Source organism: Rhodococcus sp. EPR-157, from assembly GCF_001647195.1.
Lineage (GTDB): Bacteria > Actinomycetota > Actinomycetes > Mycobacteriales > Mycobacteriaceae > Rhodococcoides.
On sequence record NZ_LVCV01000126.1, the window covers coordinates 1 to 14,227 of the forward strand.

General features: G+C 62.6%; 15 protein-coding genes and 1 pseudogene. 12 read left to right on the plus strand and 4 right to left on the minus strand.

Going from position 1 to position 14,227, the window contains the following annotated elements:
• Window positions 1-672 precede the first annotated feature (672 nt).
• The 9 genes and pseudogenes from A2J03_RS31480 to A2J03_RS31935 all read left to right on the plus strand — a co-directional run bounded on the left by A2J03_RS31480 (window position 673) and on the right by A2J03_RS31935 (window position 7,142).
• Window positions 673-1,644, plus strand: coding sequence for a MinD/ParA family ATP-binding protein (locus tag A2J03_RS31480; RefSeq protein ID WP_442971321.1), 972 nt, complete (start codon window positions 673-675; stop codon window positions 1,642-1,644).
• A 220-nt stretch (window positions 1,645-1,864) separates the two neighbouring features.
• On the plus strand, window positions 1,865-2,398 hold the full coding sequence (locus A2J03_RS04925) for a hypothetical protein (RefSeq protein WP_082897599.1): 534 nt from the start codon (window positions 1,865-1,867) through the stop codon (window positions 2,396-2,398).
• A complete protein-coding gene (locus tag A2J03_RS04930) occupies window positions 2,395-2,826 on the plus strand; it encodes a hypothetical protein (RefSeq protein WP_068370369.1) in 432 nt (143 codons plus the stop codon). Before A2J03_RS04925 ends, A2J03_RS04930 begins: the two co-directional genes overlap by 4 nt.
• On the plus strand, window positions 2,823-3,683 hold the full coding sequence (locus tag A2J03_RS04935) for an RAMP superfamily CRISPR-associated protein (protein ID WP_068370371.1): 861 nt from the start codon (window positions 2,823-2,825) through the stop codon (window positions 3,681-3,683). The genes A2J03_RS04930 and A2J03_RS04935 overlap by 4 nt, the downstream gene beginning before the upstream one ends.
• Entirely contained in the window at window positions 3,683-4,399 is a 717-nt protein-coding gene (locus A2J03_RS04940; protein WP_068370385.1) for a hypothetical protein, read from the plus strand. Before A2J03_RS04935 ends, A2J03_RS04940 begins: the two co-directional genes overlap by 1 nt.
• Before the next feature lie 480 nt (window positions 4,400-4,879).
• Window positions 4,880-5,245 (plus strand): annotated as a pseudogene (locus tag A2J03_RS31485) (histidine kinase dimerization/phospho-acceptor domain-containing protein); the annotation flags it as partial.
• Window positions 5,246-5,471: 226 nt separating this feature from the next.
• A complete protein-coding gene (locus A2J03_RS04950; protein ID WP_068370375.1) occupies window positions 5,472-6,506 on the plus strand; it encodes a YncE family protein in 1,035 nt (344 codons plus the stop codon).
• Window positions 6,507-6,550: 44 nt separating this feature from the next.
• Window positions 6,551-6,775 (plus strand): DUF5703 family protein, encoded by a 225-nt coding sequence (locus A2J03_RS30890; protein ID WP_139318151.1) that lies wholly within the window; start codon window positions 6,551-6,553, stop codon window positions 6,773-6,775.
• Between the two features lie 247 nt (window positions 6,776-7,022).
• Entirely contained in the window at window positions 7,023-7,142 is a 120-nt protein-coding gene (locus A2J03_RS31935; protein ID WP_331712355.1) for an ATP-binding protein, read from the plus strand.
• A gap of 93 nt (window positions 7,143-7,235) precedes the next feature.
• Here the strand turns inward: A2J03_RS31935 and A2J03_RS04955 are convergent, their stop codons facing one another.
• Window positions 7,236-7,547 carry a DUF4229 domain-containing protein gene (locus A2J03_RS04955; protein WP_068370377.1) on the minus strand — a complete coding sequence of 104 codons (312 nt, stop codon included), beginning with the start codon at window positions 7,545-7,547 and terminating at the stop codon, window positions 7,236-7,238.
• A 78-nt stretch (window positions 7,548-7,625) separates the two neighbouring features.
• Here A2J03_RS04955 and A2J03_RS04960 point away from each other — a divergent pair, with 78 nt between their 5' ends.
• The 3 genes from A2J03_RS04960 (at window position 7,626) to A2J03_RS31490 (ending at window position 10,526) form a co-directional block, all read left to right on the plus strand.
• Entirely contained in the window at window positions 7,626-8,414 is a 789-nt protein-coding gene (locus tag A2J03_RS04960; RefSeq protein WP_068370379.1) for a DUF3105 domain-containing protein, read from the plus strand.
• Window positions 8,411-9,133, plus strand: coding sequence for a DUF305 domain-containing protein (locus tag A2J03_RS04965; RefSeq protein ID WP_082897600.1), 723 nt, complete (start codon window positions 8,411-8,413; stop codon window positions 9,131-9,133). Before A2J03_RS04960 ends, A2J03_RS04965 begins: the two co-directional genes overlap by 4 nt.
• A gap of 286 nt (window positions 9,134-9,419) precedes the next feature.
• Window positions 9,420-10,526: a M23 family metallopeptidase gene (locus tag A2J03_RS31490; protein WP_231912372.1), complete on the plus strand. Its 1,107-nt coding sequence runs from the start codon at window positions 9,420-9,422 to the stop codon at window positions 10,524-10,526.
• A gap of 69 nt (window positions 10,527-10,595) precedes the next feature.
• Here the strand turns inward: A2J03_RS31490 and A2J03_RS04975 are convergent, their stop codons facing one another.
• The 3 genes from A2J03_RS04975 to ctaD are packed head-to-tail and all read right to left on the minus strand — an operon-like array spanning window position 10,596 to window position 13,978.
• The gene (locus tag A2J03_RS04975; RefSeq protein ID WP_068370381.1) at window positions 10,596-11,552 is read right to left on the minus strand and encodes a cytochrome c oxidase assembly protein; all 957 of its coding nucleotides are present in this window, start codon (window positions 11,550-11,552) and stop codon (window positions 10,596-10,598) included.
• Window positions 11,553-11,562: 10 nt separating this feature from the next.
• Window positions 11,563-12,156, minus strand: a complete 594-nt coding sequence (locus tag A2J03_RS04980; protein ID WP_068370383.1) for a copper resistance CopC family protein — start codon at window positions 12,154-12,156, stop codon at window positions 11,563-11,565.
• 40 nt (window positions 12,157-12,196) lie between these two features.
• Window positions 12,197-13,978: an aa3-type cytochrome oxidase subunit I gene (gene ctaD, locus A2J03_RS04985; protein ID WP_082897601.1), complete on the minus strand. Its 1,782-nt coding sequence runs from the start codon at window positions 13,976-13,978 to the stop codon at window positions 12,197-12,199.
• Window positions 13,979-14,227: the final 249 nt, after the last annotated feature.

Here is a 14,227-nt window from a genome sequence, read left to right on the forward strand (position 1 = left end):
TTTCGACCGATGAGTTCCGCAGAATCTGACACAGGCAGCGCCCTGCCGAAGTGGGTCGTCGACCCGTCGTCGACACACGACATCGGAGACGATCCGGCCCGCAGATCCTCCGAGAAGCCCCTGGCCATGGACCGGCAAGCCCCACAGGTCGAGACCGACAGCCGACGTCGCAGTGACACCACCCGACCAGACCTATCGCGAGAGACGCGAACCGCAACATTCCTCGCACAGGAAAACGCACCAAATATCGCACACCAATACGCACCGATAGTCGCGTCAGAAGACGTTTCGGAAACCGCGTCTGCAAGTGCATCGAGCTACGCAACGGAAGACGGAGACAGTGCTGTTCGCCAGGCGCAAGCCCAAACGGTGGGCGCAGCGGGCTCGACCGCTGACCTCACCGATCCCAGTGGTCACAGGTCATCGCAGACCGTTCAGAGCCACCACCGCCTATCGACCCCTTCCCTGCAGTCGGAGTCCGATCGCACTTCTCCCCGCAGGTCCGAAAGTGCCGCAGTGATCAGTGGCTCTACGTCGGATGAGCGGAGATCTCGGACAGCGCAAGTCGACGCGAACGTGCCGCCTTCGAGAACTACCGGCAGCACAGCCAGCCCCTTTACCTCGCAGCCGATTCGATTCTCAGAGCCCGGCGTGCAGCAGGCCATTCCCGCGATGCCAGTGTCAGTCGAGCCGCCTCGGTCGATCGACGACATCGAACTGATTCGCCGGGCTCAGCTGCCGCCGAGCAAGGGCTGGCGACGAATCCTGCACCGCCTCTCATGTGGATCCGTCAACCCCGGTCAGTCGCCCGCAGAAATCGAATACGACCAACTCATCCGTCGAGTGCGTCAGCCGGTGCGAGGCAACTACAAGATTGCTGTTCTCTCCATGAAGGGTGGAGTCGGAAAAACCACGACCACCACGGGCCTCGGATCGACCTTCGCCGCGCATCGAGGAGATCGCGTCATCGCCTACGACGCCAACCCGGATTTCGGCACGCTCGCCTACCGCATCCATCGAGACAGCGAACGCACCGTACGCGACCTGCTCACGGACAAAGCCGTGCACAGCTACTCCGACGTGCGAATCTATACCTCACAGGCCAAGAGTCGACTGGAAGTACTGGCAAGCGAACGTGATCCGTCCGTATCGGAAGCCTTCAACGAGCACGACTACACCGCGGCGCTACGAATCCTTGAGTGCTTCTACAACATCATCTTGACCGACTGCGGAACCGGTCTGATGAACTCGGCAATGGCAGGCGCACTGAAAGAAGCCGACGCGTTGGTCCTGGTCTCCTCTGCAGCGAAAGACGGTGCACGCAGCGCAGGAGCCACACTCGAATGGTTATCCAGGCACGGTTTCGACGACCTGGTCAAGCGCACAGTCGTCGTCATCAACGAGTCTCGCAAGGGCTCGTCGGCCTTGGACGTCGAGCAGCTCAAGTCCTACTTCTCCGAACGCACTCGCGCAGTCCAAGTCGTTCCCTACGACGATCACCTCGCCGAGGGCGACACAATCGACCTCGATCTACTGGGTAAGCTGGCGCGTCGAGCTTTCGTCGAGCTCGCGGCCCTGCTCGCGGACGATTTTCCTCCCAACATCCCGCGGACCACACCGCAGTCCGGACCTACGCCCTGGTAGCTCGTGCGACAGGTCGGGAAGCTGACCTGTTCGAAGTGTCGAGGGGGCAGGATACTGTGCTGAAATGTCCGAAATAGCAAGGGGGAGAGACGCCCTCGACGTTGTAACCACCGCATTCATCGCTCGCACGGGGGCAGCAGTGTCGCGCGATCACGCAGGGTCGACATGTGAGACTGCGTGCGCACGGTGCGGTCGAGCCACGGCAGGTGGGGGACTGCGAGTGCGCGACACGGTGTCGAGGACCTTCACCGGATTCGACGGCTGGACCGATATCGCTGCACCAACGTTGTGCCGAGTCTGTGTCTGGGCATATTCGACCAAGGCACTTCGCTCCGAACTCATGCTGGTGACCAGCGATCCCCCGCGCGCGACGACGTTGAGCGTCGCACGATTGCGCACGGTTCTCAAACACGAGCTGCCCTCGGACATCGCAGTCGTGGTGCCACTGCGGCCAGGGCGCAAACACATACTGCCACACGCGATGTGGGGCCGCGTCGCTGTCGACGACATCGCCCTCCCCTGGGTGGTCACCGATGCGGATCGGCTCAGCGCCGTGATCCGCCTGCGGCGACATGGTTTCTCCCTCGCAGCACTCGGGCGCGACGCGCCGGCATACGGGACGTTGAAGACTCTTCCGCGCCGTACGTGGGCGTCGATCTTCGTCGATTGGGACAACCTTGCCCCGTGGCGGAGACGGCCGTTGTATCTCGACCTCGCGTCTACGGCCTCAACACCGACCAGGAGGGCGTTATGACACCGACAGGAACATGGCTGGCCGCTGCCGACTTTCTCCCACACGTCACCGGAGCTGCAACCACAGCCGAGCGACTGTTGCTGCTGCTCCACTACGGAATCAACTGGGACACAGGCTGGGTCGGACGTCGACGAGAGATGTACTGGGACCACCACCTCCCGGACCGAGTTCGTGTGGCGACCTACACCGGCGGGTCGGACCTCGACAGATGGTGGAGCACGGTGTCGGCCGATCTCGAATCCGCTCCGTCGACGAAAGACCAGCGACTCGAACTGTCCGTCCTCTTGCTGGAGGACTCCATCCCGGTCCTGACACTGCTCCGCGAGAACACCACCGCTCTCGTACTACGGACGCGAATCGTCGCAGAAGCCGTCCAAGCACATCGCACGACCACATCAAGCACGACACCACCCCGGAGCAGGCGATGAGCGCGACACTTCGATGGCAACTCGACATGACGGCGGTCTCGGCGATCTCCCATCGCGGTGAACACAGCGCCACCACCACGACGCTATTTCGGCGGGAAAAGATCCTGCAACCGGATGGATCCGCGGCACAGGTCCCGATCGTGTCGGGAAACTCGTTCCGAGGATCTCTCCGCCGGATCGGCGAAGAGTTGCTGCGCGACACCCTCGGGTACGAAGGCCTACTGCGCCTGTCCGCAGCACACACACTCCGAAACGGCGGAAGCCTGACCAAAGTCACCGGCGACCCCCTGTCGGGCCAACGGCTCCAACGACTCCGAGAACTGAACCCACAGATCAGCGTATTCGGCGGCAGTGGGGGCGGCCGCATGATCGACGGCTGCCTCCGCGTGGGCAAAGTAATTCCCCACGTCCTCGAGACCGACCATCTGATGACCCGACCCGCAGCCGGCCGCGCAGTCCTGAGCCACTTCGACACCATGGCACTCGAACGCTATAGCCGATTCGACGATTCCACCGACCACGACTTTCCGGATGTCATCCGCACGGGAGAGGGGCACGCGAACGGCAGCGCACTGATGCGCTACGAGATCGAAACACTCCCGGCAGGAACCAGATTCGAGTCCTTTCTCAGACTTGACCGCGCCACCGCGTTCGATATTTCCTTCTTCTCCGACGTCGTGGCCACCTTCGTCAACTCCGGTACGATCGGCGGCCGAACCGCGATTGGACACGGCCTGGTGCACACAACGTTCGAGCGGTTATTGGTCGCCGGCGTCGAACCGCAACCACTGGACTGGAGGTCACACCTCGTCGAACACCGCGACGAGGCCTTGGCCGTGATGGAGTGCCTGACGTGATGGAGCCCTTCGAGGTCCGCGCACACCTCACCGCGGGACTCGCACACGCTGCGCCGTGGGCAACGAGTCTGGACGGCCTACTGGCAGCGGAACTCTGGGCCGATGCAAAAGCCATGGCGCGCGATCACGGTGAGTTCCTTGAAGCAGTGGGACCGGGAACCGTTCCGAGGGATCTCGACCTCCCCCTCACTCGATGCACCTTGGCAGGAGGCGACGACTGGCATTGGAACGCCACCTGCGCATATCCGGAGGACCGTTCCGATGTACCCGAGATCCACTATTGGAGCGGCCGCCCAGACCATCGAGCGCTTGAGCAGCTAGCTAGGTATCGCCCGGCCGTCATCTCCGACAGGCAGGGTCGGTACCGAGCTCGTCAAATGCCGTTGCTGCTGACTTCGACTCGCACAGTGGTGTGGAGAGGAGTCGGCGACACCGACGTTGTACGAACGATTCTGGCCGGTGTCGACGCCATCGGTAAGAAACGAAGCCAGGGCGAAGGCCAAGTGTTGAAATGGGAAGTGAACCCACTCGACAGCGATGCGTGGACCGCGGGCCACCTCCACCCGAACGGTCACCTCGGACGACTGTGCCCACCGAAATGCCTGCAGGCGACGCCGAACGTGCTCACCGGTGGCCTGGGGCGAGGTGCAATCCGGCCACCGCATATGCATCCCTTCAGAATGCGCGATGTACATATGCCGTGGGTACCTCACTGAGCGGCCATTCGCCCGCGGCAGCTCGATGCGCCCCTGCAATTGCGGGGCAACAAGGCACCGCCTCGACGTCCCGCGTGTCTAACGGTTCTGCGGAATAGGAAAAGATGAACCGTCGTTGATCGAGTCGACGGCGTTCGATTCCAATGCCCCGGGTACCAACCATCAGCCGCTACGAGCGGCCACCTGCCGAGAGGCGCACTGGCGAGCACCGTCAAACTTCGATTCAGGGTCGCGTACCCCTCGTTCACCGGGTGCGTGGCAACAGTCATTCACCTGAACGACTGTTGTTGGAACCAACTGCACCTCTGTTGCGTCCCACGAGATATGGACGTCGAACGAGCCGCCATCCGATTCGAAGGCTATGACCCCGACGATCCAAACGTCCGCGCCGCATATTGCGGCAGGTCAAAGTCACTCTCACGTGCAACACCGGCATCTCGACGAACGTATTCCGGTTCCCGAGACCCGTGACGAGATTGCCCGGTTTCCGAAGCTCGCGATGAGATAACCCGGTTGGCGCACACGATGAACGCGATGCTCGAACGCTTACAGGTCGGACAGCGAGCGCAGCAACGCTTCGTCAGCGACGCCTCCCATGAACTTCGAAGCCCGTTGTCTCCGATCACCGCAGCCCTCGAACTGGCAGCCTCGCGCCCCGATCTCCTCAACGAGGCGTTGATCGACGAATCGTTACTTCCCGAAGCGCGTCGGATGCGTCAGCTGATCGAAGACCTCCTGCTCCTGGCACGATCGGACGAGACAGTCGTAGGCATCGCGCCGGTCGATGTCGATCTCGACGACCTGCTGTACGAGGAGGGCAAACGCATCGAGGCCTTGTCCGACATAGCACGTGGGCGGTACCGGTCCCCGACGACTGGACACCATGTGACTGGGACGTTCCTTGGTAGCCAACTGCACTCCTCGTTGTTTCCCCGCCGGACACACTACCGTCGGCCACGCTCCCGATCAGTTTCGGTGGTCCGGGAGTGTCGCCGGCGAATTGATCATGCAGGCTGGAGTCCGATGACCTCTCCTGGGCTCCACCGAACGCATCGAAGGAACTGACGCTCTCATGAACTACAGACAATCGCCGTGGCGAACTCTCGTCGCGGTCGCTTCGGCTGCGTCGATTCTGCTGGTGGCCGGATGCTCCGACGACAGTTCGGACGAACCCGAAACGGTCAGCCTTGAGCCGCTGTCGAATGTCGAATCCCCTGAGACTTCCACTCCCCCGAGCGGTTCGGTCGTTGCCTCCCCCACCGGATTGCATTCCATCACATTCGACAGCACCACGCGCACCATCGTTGGCCTCGAAGACGATTCGCGCACTCTTCTCGTATTCGACGCAGACCGTGACGATGCCGCACCGCGCTCGATTGCACTTCCCGAAGCGGCCGCAGACGTCGTCGCGGTGGGTGACGGAACGGTCCTGCTGCCGATGAACGGGACACTCGGACATGCAGATCTCCGCATCTCCGGGGTCGCGTCGGTCGACACGACGCCAGTCGACGGCAACCTGCTCAGCGCTGCTGTTCTGACCGACGGGAGATTCGCCGCAGGCGACGATCGTGGCCTCGTTCATATAGTGGACTCCGATACGAACGAGTCACAGACGATCGAAGGTTTGTCCTCCGTGGACGCCCTCGCCGCCACCGAACACGGTCTCGCGGCACTCGACCGTCACCAGACCTCGCTTACCCAGGTCGACGTCGAGGACGGATCGCTCGGCCTCGCTCTCCGTGCAGGTACCGGAGCCGCCCGTTTGGACACCGACAGGTTCGGCCGGATCCTCGTCACCGACGCCGCAGGAAGCGAACTGCTGGTGTATTCGTCCGACGACCTTCTGTTGCGCCAACGGTTTCCAGTCGGTGCGCAGCCGTGGGCCGTCACTTACGATGACAGGTCCGATGTCGTATGGGTCAGCACACCCGCAGACAACGAGGTGGTCGGATACACGCTCGACACCGGAATTCCAGTCGAGAAGGGCAGGTACTCCACGGTGAGGCAACCCGATTCGATCGCCGTGGACAGCGAGACGGGTGACTTGTTCGTCGGATCGGCGAGCGGCGAAGGCCTTCAGCGCATCCCCACCGGGGACGTCAACTGACCGAGAGGGGCGCGGTGTCGAAGAACAACAGCACACGTAGTCGAATGCCGGCGGAATGGGAATCCGCGTCCGACGCCTGGGAGTACATCCCCCTTCGACTACCGCCCGATGTGACCAGAGTGACAGCGTCGATGCGGTTGTCCATTCAGGCGGAATTCGGGGGCTGGGAACTCTCACGAGTTCGGCTCTACACCGATGGAAGCCGGCAAAGTGCTGCTCAAACGAAAGAAGACCGCGCATCACATCCCGGAGCCGGGAATCTAACGTGAAAGAGGAATCGTGTACCACGCTCTGCTTCGACTGATGTTCCTCGTATCGCCCGACGCATCCACCACATTGCGTTCACAGCGATGCGAGCAGCGACAGCGTTTCCCCCGCTCCGCGCACTGCTGACACGCCTGCTGGCCGTCGACGACCACCTCCTGAACACGGTGTTCGGAATCCCGACGTCCGAGCACGCGAGAGTATTCGATCGATTCGTACGGTTGGACTCATCGCGAACGCGAGACGAGGGCGGTGCCGGGCTTGGGACTGCCCATCGTCGTCGCAGGTACGGTCGCTGCGCACGGTGGAACAGTGACAGTGTCACAGTCGCCGGACGGCGGTGCCCGCTTCGAAATCCACCTTCCGCTCTAGAGCGAGAAGTGGGTGTGTACGGGAGTTGGCTGGGTGTCGGCCCCTTCGCCCCGTGGGTGCGATCCGGCTGCGCCGGACGTTCGTACGCTCACTTCACAGTGTTCGGTCTGGCGTCGTGCCGCCGCTGGGGCCTCCTCGCTTTATGGCGCGTTCTCGGTCCACGGCTTCGATGTCCGCGTTGATCGTTCGGCGAAGTTTCCTGAAGGCAAATGCCGACAGCGGCAAGCTTGCAGCGAGTGCGATGAGCACTATCAACACGACCGGGACATCGAGACCGGTCAGTGCGTCGACTATCAGAACTATTCCCGCGGTGACACACACGAGCGCCAGGCGTGCGCCGTTGTAGGTCAGCACATCAAGAGCGAGCTGCCCCTTCGCGGCCGTGGGTCTGTGGATCAGTGGCATCGGCCCGTCCTTCGTCGTAGTGGTTTCCCTGGGTCTCTCTTAAATACTAAGCTGCATAGTATTTGACGGAGGAGTTGCATGAATAACAACAAAAAGCCACCTCAGGACGGCAGCTCGAACTGGCGACCACGTCCAGGGGGCGTACCCGGGGGCAACCGCGCCCTCTGGATGCCGATTGGAGCGGGAGTGGTCATCGTCGCGCTCGTCGGTGCTATCGGGTACAACCTGGCCCCCAGGGTTCTTGAACGTAACCAGGCCGAGCGGTTCGCACCAACCGCCGACGACCCTGATCCTTCACGCAATATCAATGGTGTCTTCGAGGTCGAATACGCGGCAGCGCGGCATGTGGAACCTCTGCAGAGAGTTGATTACGATCAGAGTCCGCCGTTCGGTGGCCCTCACGATCAGACCTGGGCGACGTGCACGGGCGTGGTGTACCCGGTTCCCCTGCGCAGCGAGAACGCGGTTCATTCACTCGAGCACGGTGCGGTGTGGGTGACCTACGACCCGAACCGGATCTCGTCCGAAGACGTCGATTCGCTCGCGGCGTGGGTCGAGGGTGAGCCCTACATGATGATGTCGCCCTATCCGGACCTGGCGGCACCGATCACGCTCCAATCGTGGGGTCATCGACTCGCACTCGACAGCGCAACCGATCGGCGTATCACTCAGTTCATTGCTGCGCTGCGTCAGAATCCGTCGACTCATCCCGAGAGTGGGGCAAGTTGTTCGACGATCCCCGGCGCGTTCGATCCTGACAACCCACCGCCGTTCGACGCCAGCGAACCGGGCCCCGATGCAGTGCCCCTCACCGAAGACCCCGCCGTCGATGGTTCACCGGCGCCGGCAGGGGAGGGGAGTCGATGACTGTGGTCGACGACATCGACGATGTACCGGGCGAGTCGAAGGGGAGGTCCGGGCCGGCCAGTGGACTGCTCATCGGCTTGGCGGCGATCGCTCTGACCCTCGTCGGGATGCTTGTCGGCGTTCTGATCGCCCCGGACGACAATCAGCTTGCCGCACCCGCATTGGAGTCGGTGGACGTCGGTTTCGCGCAGGACATGTCGGTCCATCACAACCAGGCGATCGAGATGTCGGCGATGGCGTTGGACCGCTCGACGGATCCGGCCGTACGCGCCCTGGCGTACGACGTACTGACCTCGCAGCAGAACCAAGTCGGCACGATGCAGGGCTGGTTGACGCTGTGGGACATGTCGTATTTGCCCACCGGCTCGCCGATGATGTGGATGACCGGTGGCAGCGCGGCAGGGGGTCACTCGATGGACATGAGCGGGTCCGCGGACGAGAGCGGACAGGGTGTGATGTCGATGCCCGGGATGGCCAGTACAGCCGAACTGACGGAGCTTCGCCGGATGAACGGAGAAGAATTCGACGGACGGTATCTGCAGCTGTTACGCCGGCACCATCGTGGGGGGATCCCGATGGCGGAGTACGGCGCAGCGAACGCGACAGTGCCCGCCGTTGGAACGCTCGCCCAGTCGATCGCCTCGGCTCAGACTGCGGAGGTAGATCAAATCGACGTGTTGATGAGCGCGCACGGTGTCTCACCGCTATCGGAGAACTGAAGCCGATCTCCTTAAATACTATGTTTCATAGTAATAACGATTTGCCGGGCACCTCCACCTGGCATCGACGCACCCGTATGCGCGGCGAAGCTTGAGTTCATCTGTTGTGCAACGGTATTCAGTACTGAAGGAACACACGCGGCCGTGTCGAACACGGAAACACGTGGGACAAGTGGGGCTTGTGGTGTCAGTGGAATCACGCAACACTGGCCCGCGGCCGATGGCCGACACAGCACGATCGTGTTCCTGGCGCGCCGCCTTGGAGTGAAACGAGAAGGGTGATTGCGTGGACAGCGTAGGAACGACGACGTCGAGCGGCAGGCGAGCGCCCGCTCGCCGAGCTGCGCGGCGGGCAGGCGCGATCGTCGGTGCCGCGATCGGCACCATACTGTTGCTCGTCCCGGCGGCCGCAGCGGATACCGGAGCACCGGAGACGGCGGAATCCGGAGCCGGGGCTGTGAGTCAGCAGAGCGTCGACGCCGTCAGCCGATTGATTCGCTTGGCAGAGCGGGCAGCGACGATCGGTACCGACCCGATCGCACTGGCGGAGCTGACGACTTTCGCATCCTCGACGCTAACCACCGCCAGGGACAACGGGGTCATCGCGGACGCGTCCGGTCCGCTGTCCGCTTCGGCAGGATGCATCGTCGATGCCATCGCCCGAGGAGTCGCGGATGCTCCGGCGCAGTCGATGTCGTGCTTGGCTCCGTTGTCGACTCTCGACCCACTCCTGGCCCTTCGTATCGCCGCATCGCTGCAGGTCGACGCCCTCGACCCTGCATTACCTCACGACGGCGACCGGAGCGGAGAACAGGATCCGGCGACAGGCCCTTCGGAGAGTGACTCATCCGCACCCGACACCACTGCGCCGGACACTGCTGTGCCGGACACTGCTGTGCCGGACACTGCTGTGCCGGATGTATCCGTTCCTGACGGCACACCGCTGCCCGGCAGCACGTCGGGTGGTTCGGTTCCGTCCCGGACGGCGTCCGCTGTTGCACCCAGCAGCGGAGTCGTGACCTCAAACTTCGGCACTCGCAGCGGTACGCAACACGGCGGTGTCGACATCGCCAACTCGGTGGGGGCCCCGATCGTGGCTGCGGCCGATGGAACGGTCATCAGTGCCGGCCCCGCGCAAGGCTTCGGGCTGTGGGTACGGATTCGACACGATGATGGATCGATCACCACCTACGGGCACAACAACGGCAATTCGGTGGCCGTCGGGCAACGTGTCAGCATGGGTGATCAGATCGCGCAGGTAGGGAACCGCGGCAACTCGACCGGTCCACACCTGCATTTCGAAGCGACCTCCCCCGGCGGGCAGAAAGTCGATCCCCAAGCGTGGCTCGGAGAGCGGGGCGCTGCGATCGGGGCGGGCAGGCTTGCACAGTGAGGCCTCGTCCATGGCAGGGGACCTGCGTAGGCGTACGCCGAGGACGCGGAGCGTGCCGACAGTCAACAGTCAGGTGCGGGGTCGGGTTTCGGTGCCGATCTTCTTGAGGAAGTCGTTGTAGGCGTTGAGTTCGCTGTACCCGTCCTGTTCTGCTTCGCGGTCCGCGGTGGCCGATTCCTCTTTCTCGTCCCGGTTCCACCGAATGCAGAAGATGAGTACGACCAGAAGGGCCACTGGCTCACCGTAGGACCATGCGAGCGCCCCGGCGAGTTTCTGGTCGGCTACCGGATCGATGCCCCAGCCCGGGGGTGGGGATGCGAATGTGGCCAGCATCGGGGTGCTGGACATCATCAAGATGACACCGAAGAACACATGCAACGGCATCTCCACGAACAGGTCGAACATGCGTCCCAGATTGCTCTGTCGGATCGGGAGGGGGCCGACGGCGAGCACAGGGATGATGAACAGCAGTCCGCTGGCGAAAAAGAAGATCTCCATCGATACGTGCCCGACTTCGGTGACAGCGAGAGCGTCGAAGATCGACGACAGATACAGCCCGTAATAGCTGAACAGAAACAGCGGGATCGTCAGCCCGGGATGAAGAGCGATGCGCCCGGCGCGGCTACGCAACCCTGTCAGGGCGGCGGCGAGTACCCACCGGCCGGCGCCGTGGTGAGAGGTGGCCCGCAGCAGCAGTCGCCCGGGGGAACCCACCACCAGCAGAGGTGGGATCGTCATCGACAACGTCAGATGCTGAAACATGAACACACTGAATAGGCTGTACCCGTAGCGCTCGATCTGCAGCCCGGTCACCAGGACCAACGCTGCGCAGCCGAGCAGAAAGCTTAAGCTACGCCACCGCGACCACGCGATCCCGCGCCGACGGACTCGGTGCAGTCCCCAGCAGTACAGCCCAGCCATCACGATGCCGGCGATCGGCAATATCGGCAGCGGCGGAAGATCCCAGCTCAGCAGCGCCCCCAGAGTCGGGGGAGCCTGTGGGGGAGCGACAGCAGCGATGATCATCGGCGGACCGTCATTGCTTGTTCTTGCCCCGAATCACCAACGTCAGGGCGATGGCACCGAGCCCGAGAACAGCGATACCCACGATCGAGAGCAGCATCATCGTGTTCTGCTTCGGTGGCCGGTCTTCAGTGGCGGCCGGGTTGTTCGGATCATAGGTCGGTGAGACGGACGGCGCTGGCGACGAACTCGGAGCACCAGCTGCGTTCGGCGCTGCGACCGCAGCGCCGGTTGGCGCGGGTGTTGTGGCAGCCACGACGAATCCATACGACCCGGTGATCGGATGCCCATCGGCAGAGGTGACGCGATATCCAACCGTGTACTCGCCGCTGGGCAGTCCGTCCTTGAGAAGAATGCTCACGTTGGGGCCATCGACGACGGCGGACCCCTGCGTCCATTGTTCCTCGCCGGGGCCTACGACACTGATGGTCGCAAAGGACTCGTTGATGTCCTGGTTGAACACCAACCCGACTCCGATCGGAGCGAATTCGAGAGTGACGTCCGCGGGTGGATCCGAGCTGACCAATTCGCTGTGCGCCGCCGCGGGTACCGCTGCGAACAGTGCGGTACCGCACATCAGGGCGACTACCAGCAACAGTCGTTTCACCGTTTTTTCTCCTCATTCATCGGCAATACGGGTTCACTGACTACGTCGGTTTCTCTGGCGCGTCCTGGCGGCTGGATTCGTCGTGTCCGGCGATGGCTTCGGTGACCACTTCGGAGGGGGCGATCGAATCCGAGTGTGGGCCGCCAACGTGTTGTTCGCGGCGGATGCGTTCGACCATGTGGGGGTAGTGCAGCTCGAATGCCGGTCGCTCGGAACGGATTCGGGGAATCTCGGTGAAGTTGTGCCGCGGCGGCGGGCAACTGGTGGCCCATTCGAGGGAGTTGCCGAAACCCCAAGGATCGTCGACGGTGACGACCTCACCGTAGCGGTAGCTCTTGAACACGTTCCAGATGAACGGCAATGTCGACGCGCCGAGGACGAACGATCCCACGGTAGAGATCTGATTGAGGGTGGTGAACCCGTCTGAGGGCAGATAATCTGCGTAGCGCCGCGGCATGCCCTGCGCTCCGAGCCAGTGCTGCACCAGGAACGTGGCATGGAACCCAAAGAACGTCATCCAGAAGTGCCACTTACCGAGCCGCTCGTCGAGCATTCGACCGGTCATCTTGGGGAACCAGAAGTAGATTCCGGCGTAAGTCGCGAACACGACCGTCCCGAAGACGACATAGTGAAAGTGAGCGACGACGAAATAGGTATCAGTGACGTTGAAGTCGATCGGCGGGCTCGCCAGCAGCACTCCGGACAGGCCACCGAAGACGAAGGTGATGAGGAATCCGACGGAAAACAGCATCGGCGATTCCAACGTCAGTTGACCGCGCCACATCGTGCCGATCCAGTTGAAGATTTTCACCCCGGTGGGTACTGCGATCAGGAAGGTCATGAACGAGAAGAACGGAAGCAGGACGGCTCCGGTGGCGTACATGTGGTGTGCCCATACTGCGATCGAGAGTGCCGCGATGCCCAGGGTGGCGTAGATCAGTCCTTTGTATCCGAAGATCGGTTTGCGGCTGAAGACGGGGAAGATCTCGGAGACAATGCCGAAGAACGGCAACGCAATGATGTAGACCTCGGGGTGGCCGAAGAACCAGAACAGGTGCTGCCACAGCAACGCTCCGCCGTTGGCGGGATCGAAGATGTGGGTGCCGAGTTTGCGGTCTGCGAGCAGGCCCATCAGTGCGGCGGTCAGCAGAGGGAAAGCCAGTAGGATCAGGATCGAGGTCACCAGGATGTTCCAGGTGAAGATCGGCATGCGGAACATCGTCATACCGGGAGCGCGCAGGCAGACGATCGTGGTGATCATGTTGACCGCGCCGAGGATCGTGCCCAGTCCCGCGACGAGCAAGCCCACGATCCATAGGTCCGCCCCGATCCCCGGGGAGTAGACGGCGCTGCTCAATGGCGTGTAGGCCGTCCACCCGAAGTCCGCGGCACCACCAGGGGAGATGAACCCGGCGGTGGTGACCAGTGCGCCGAAGAGGTACAGCCAGTAGCTGAAGCCGTTCAACCGGGGGAACGCGACGTCGGGGGCGCCGATCTGTAGCGGCAGAATGTAGTTGCTGAAGCCGAAGACGATCGGGGTGGCGTAGAGCAGCAGCATAATGGTGCCGTGCATGGTGAAGAGCTGGTTGTACTGCTCGTTCGAGAGGAACTGCATGCCGGGCACTGCGAGTTCGGATCGCATGATCAGCGCCATGAGACCGCCGACGAGGAAGAAACCGAACGAGGTCACCAGGTACATCAATCCGATGACCTTGGGATCGGTGGTGGTGACCATCGTGTGCAGGAACGATCCCTTGCGGGCCTTGCGGGGTGGGTAGGGGCGAACCGCCGGTGATGCCGGAGGTGATGTCAGCGCCGTCATGGAACCGCCTTCTGTCGCACGCGAATTGAGGGACGCGTACGACAGCCTAACTCAAATACTATGTAACATAGTATTTGGGGCTACGTTGGTAACAGCATGCACGCCGCGGCGGAGACGACGCTGAGAGAGATGATCGCCAGCGCGGCCGGGACCACGAGCGGCAGCGCTGCGGCCGCGGCGTATGCACCCGGTCCTGTTCTTCTCGGTGCCTGCGTGCTCGCATCGAGGTGATGCAACCGTTCGGTGGTC

Coding starts and splice junctions, on each gene's coding strand:
- A2J03_RS31480 (WP_442971321.1), top strand. CDS start 673: ATGCCAGTGTCAGTCGAGCCGCCTCGGTCGATCGACGACATCGAACTG.
- A2J03_RS04930 (WP_068370369.1), top strand. CDS start 2,395: ATGACACCGACAGGAACATGGCTGGCCGCTGCCGACTTTCTCCCACAC.
- A2J03_RS04935 (WP_068370371.1), top strand. CDS start 2,823: ATGAGCGCGACACTTCGATGGCAACTCGACATGACGGCGGTCTCGGCG.
- A2J03_RS04940 (WP_068370385.1), top strand. CDS start 3,683: ATGGAGCCCTTCGAGGTCCGCGCACACCTCACCGCGGGACTCGCACAC.
- A2J03_RS04950 (WP_068370375.1), top strand. CDS start 5,472: ATGAACTACAGACAATCGCCGTGGCGAACTCTCGTCGCGGTCGCTTCG.
- A2J03_RS30890 (WP_139318151.1), top strand. CDS start 6,551: ATGCCGGCGGAATGGGAATCCGCGTCCGACGCCTGGGAGTACATCCCC.
- A2J03_RS04955 (WP_068370377.1), bottom strand. CDS start 7,547: ATGCCACTGATCCACAGACCCACGGCCGCGAAGGGGCAGCTCGCTCTT.
- A2J03_RS04960 (WP_068370379.1), top strand. CDS start 7,626: ATGAATAACAACAAAAAGCCACCTCAGGACGGCAGCTCGAACTGGCGA.
- A2J03_RS04965 (WP_082897600.1), top strand. CDS start 8,411: ATGACTGTGGTCGACGACATCGACGATGTACCGGGCGAGTCGAAGGGG.
- A2J03_RS04975 (WP_068370381.1), bottom strand. CDS start 11,552: ATGATCATCGCTGCTGTCGCTCCCCCACAGGCTCCCCCGACTCTGGGG.
- ctaD (WP_082897601.1), bottom strand. CDS start 13,978: ATGACGGCGCTGACATCACCTCCGGCATCACCGGCGGTTCGCCCCTAC.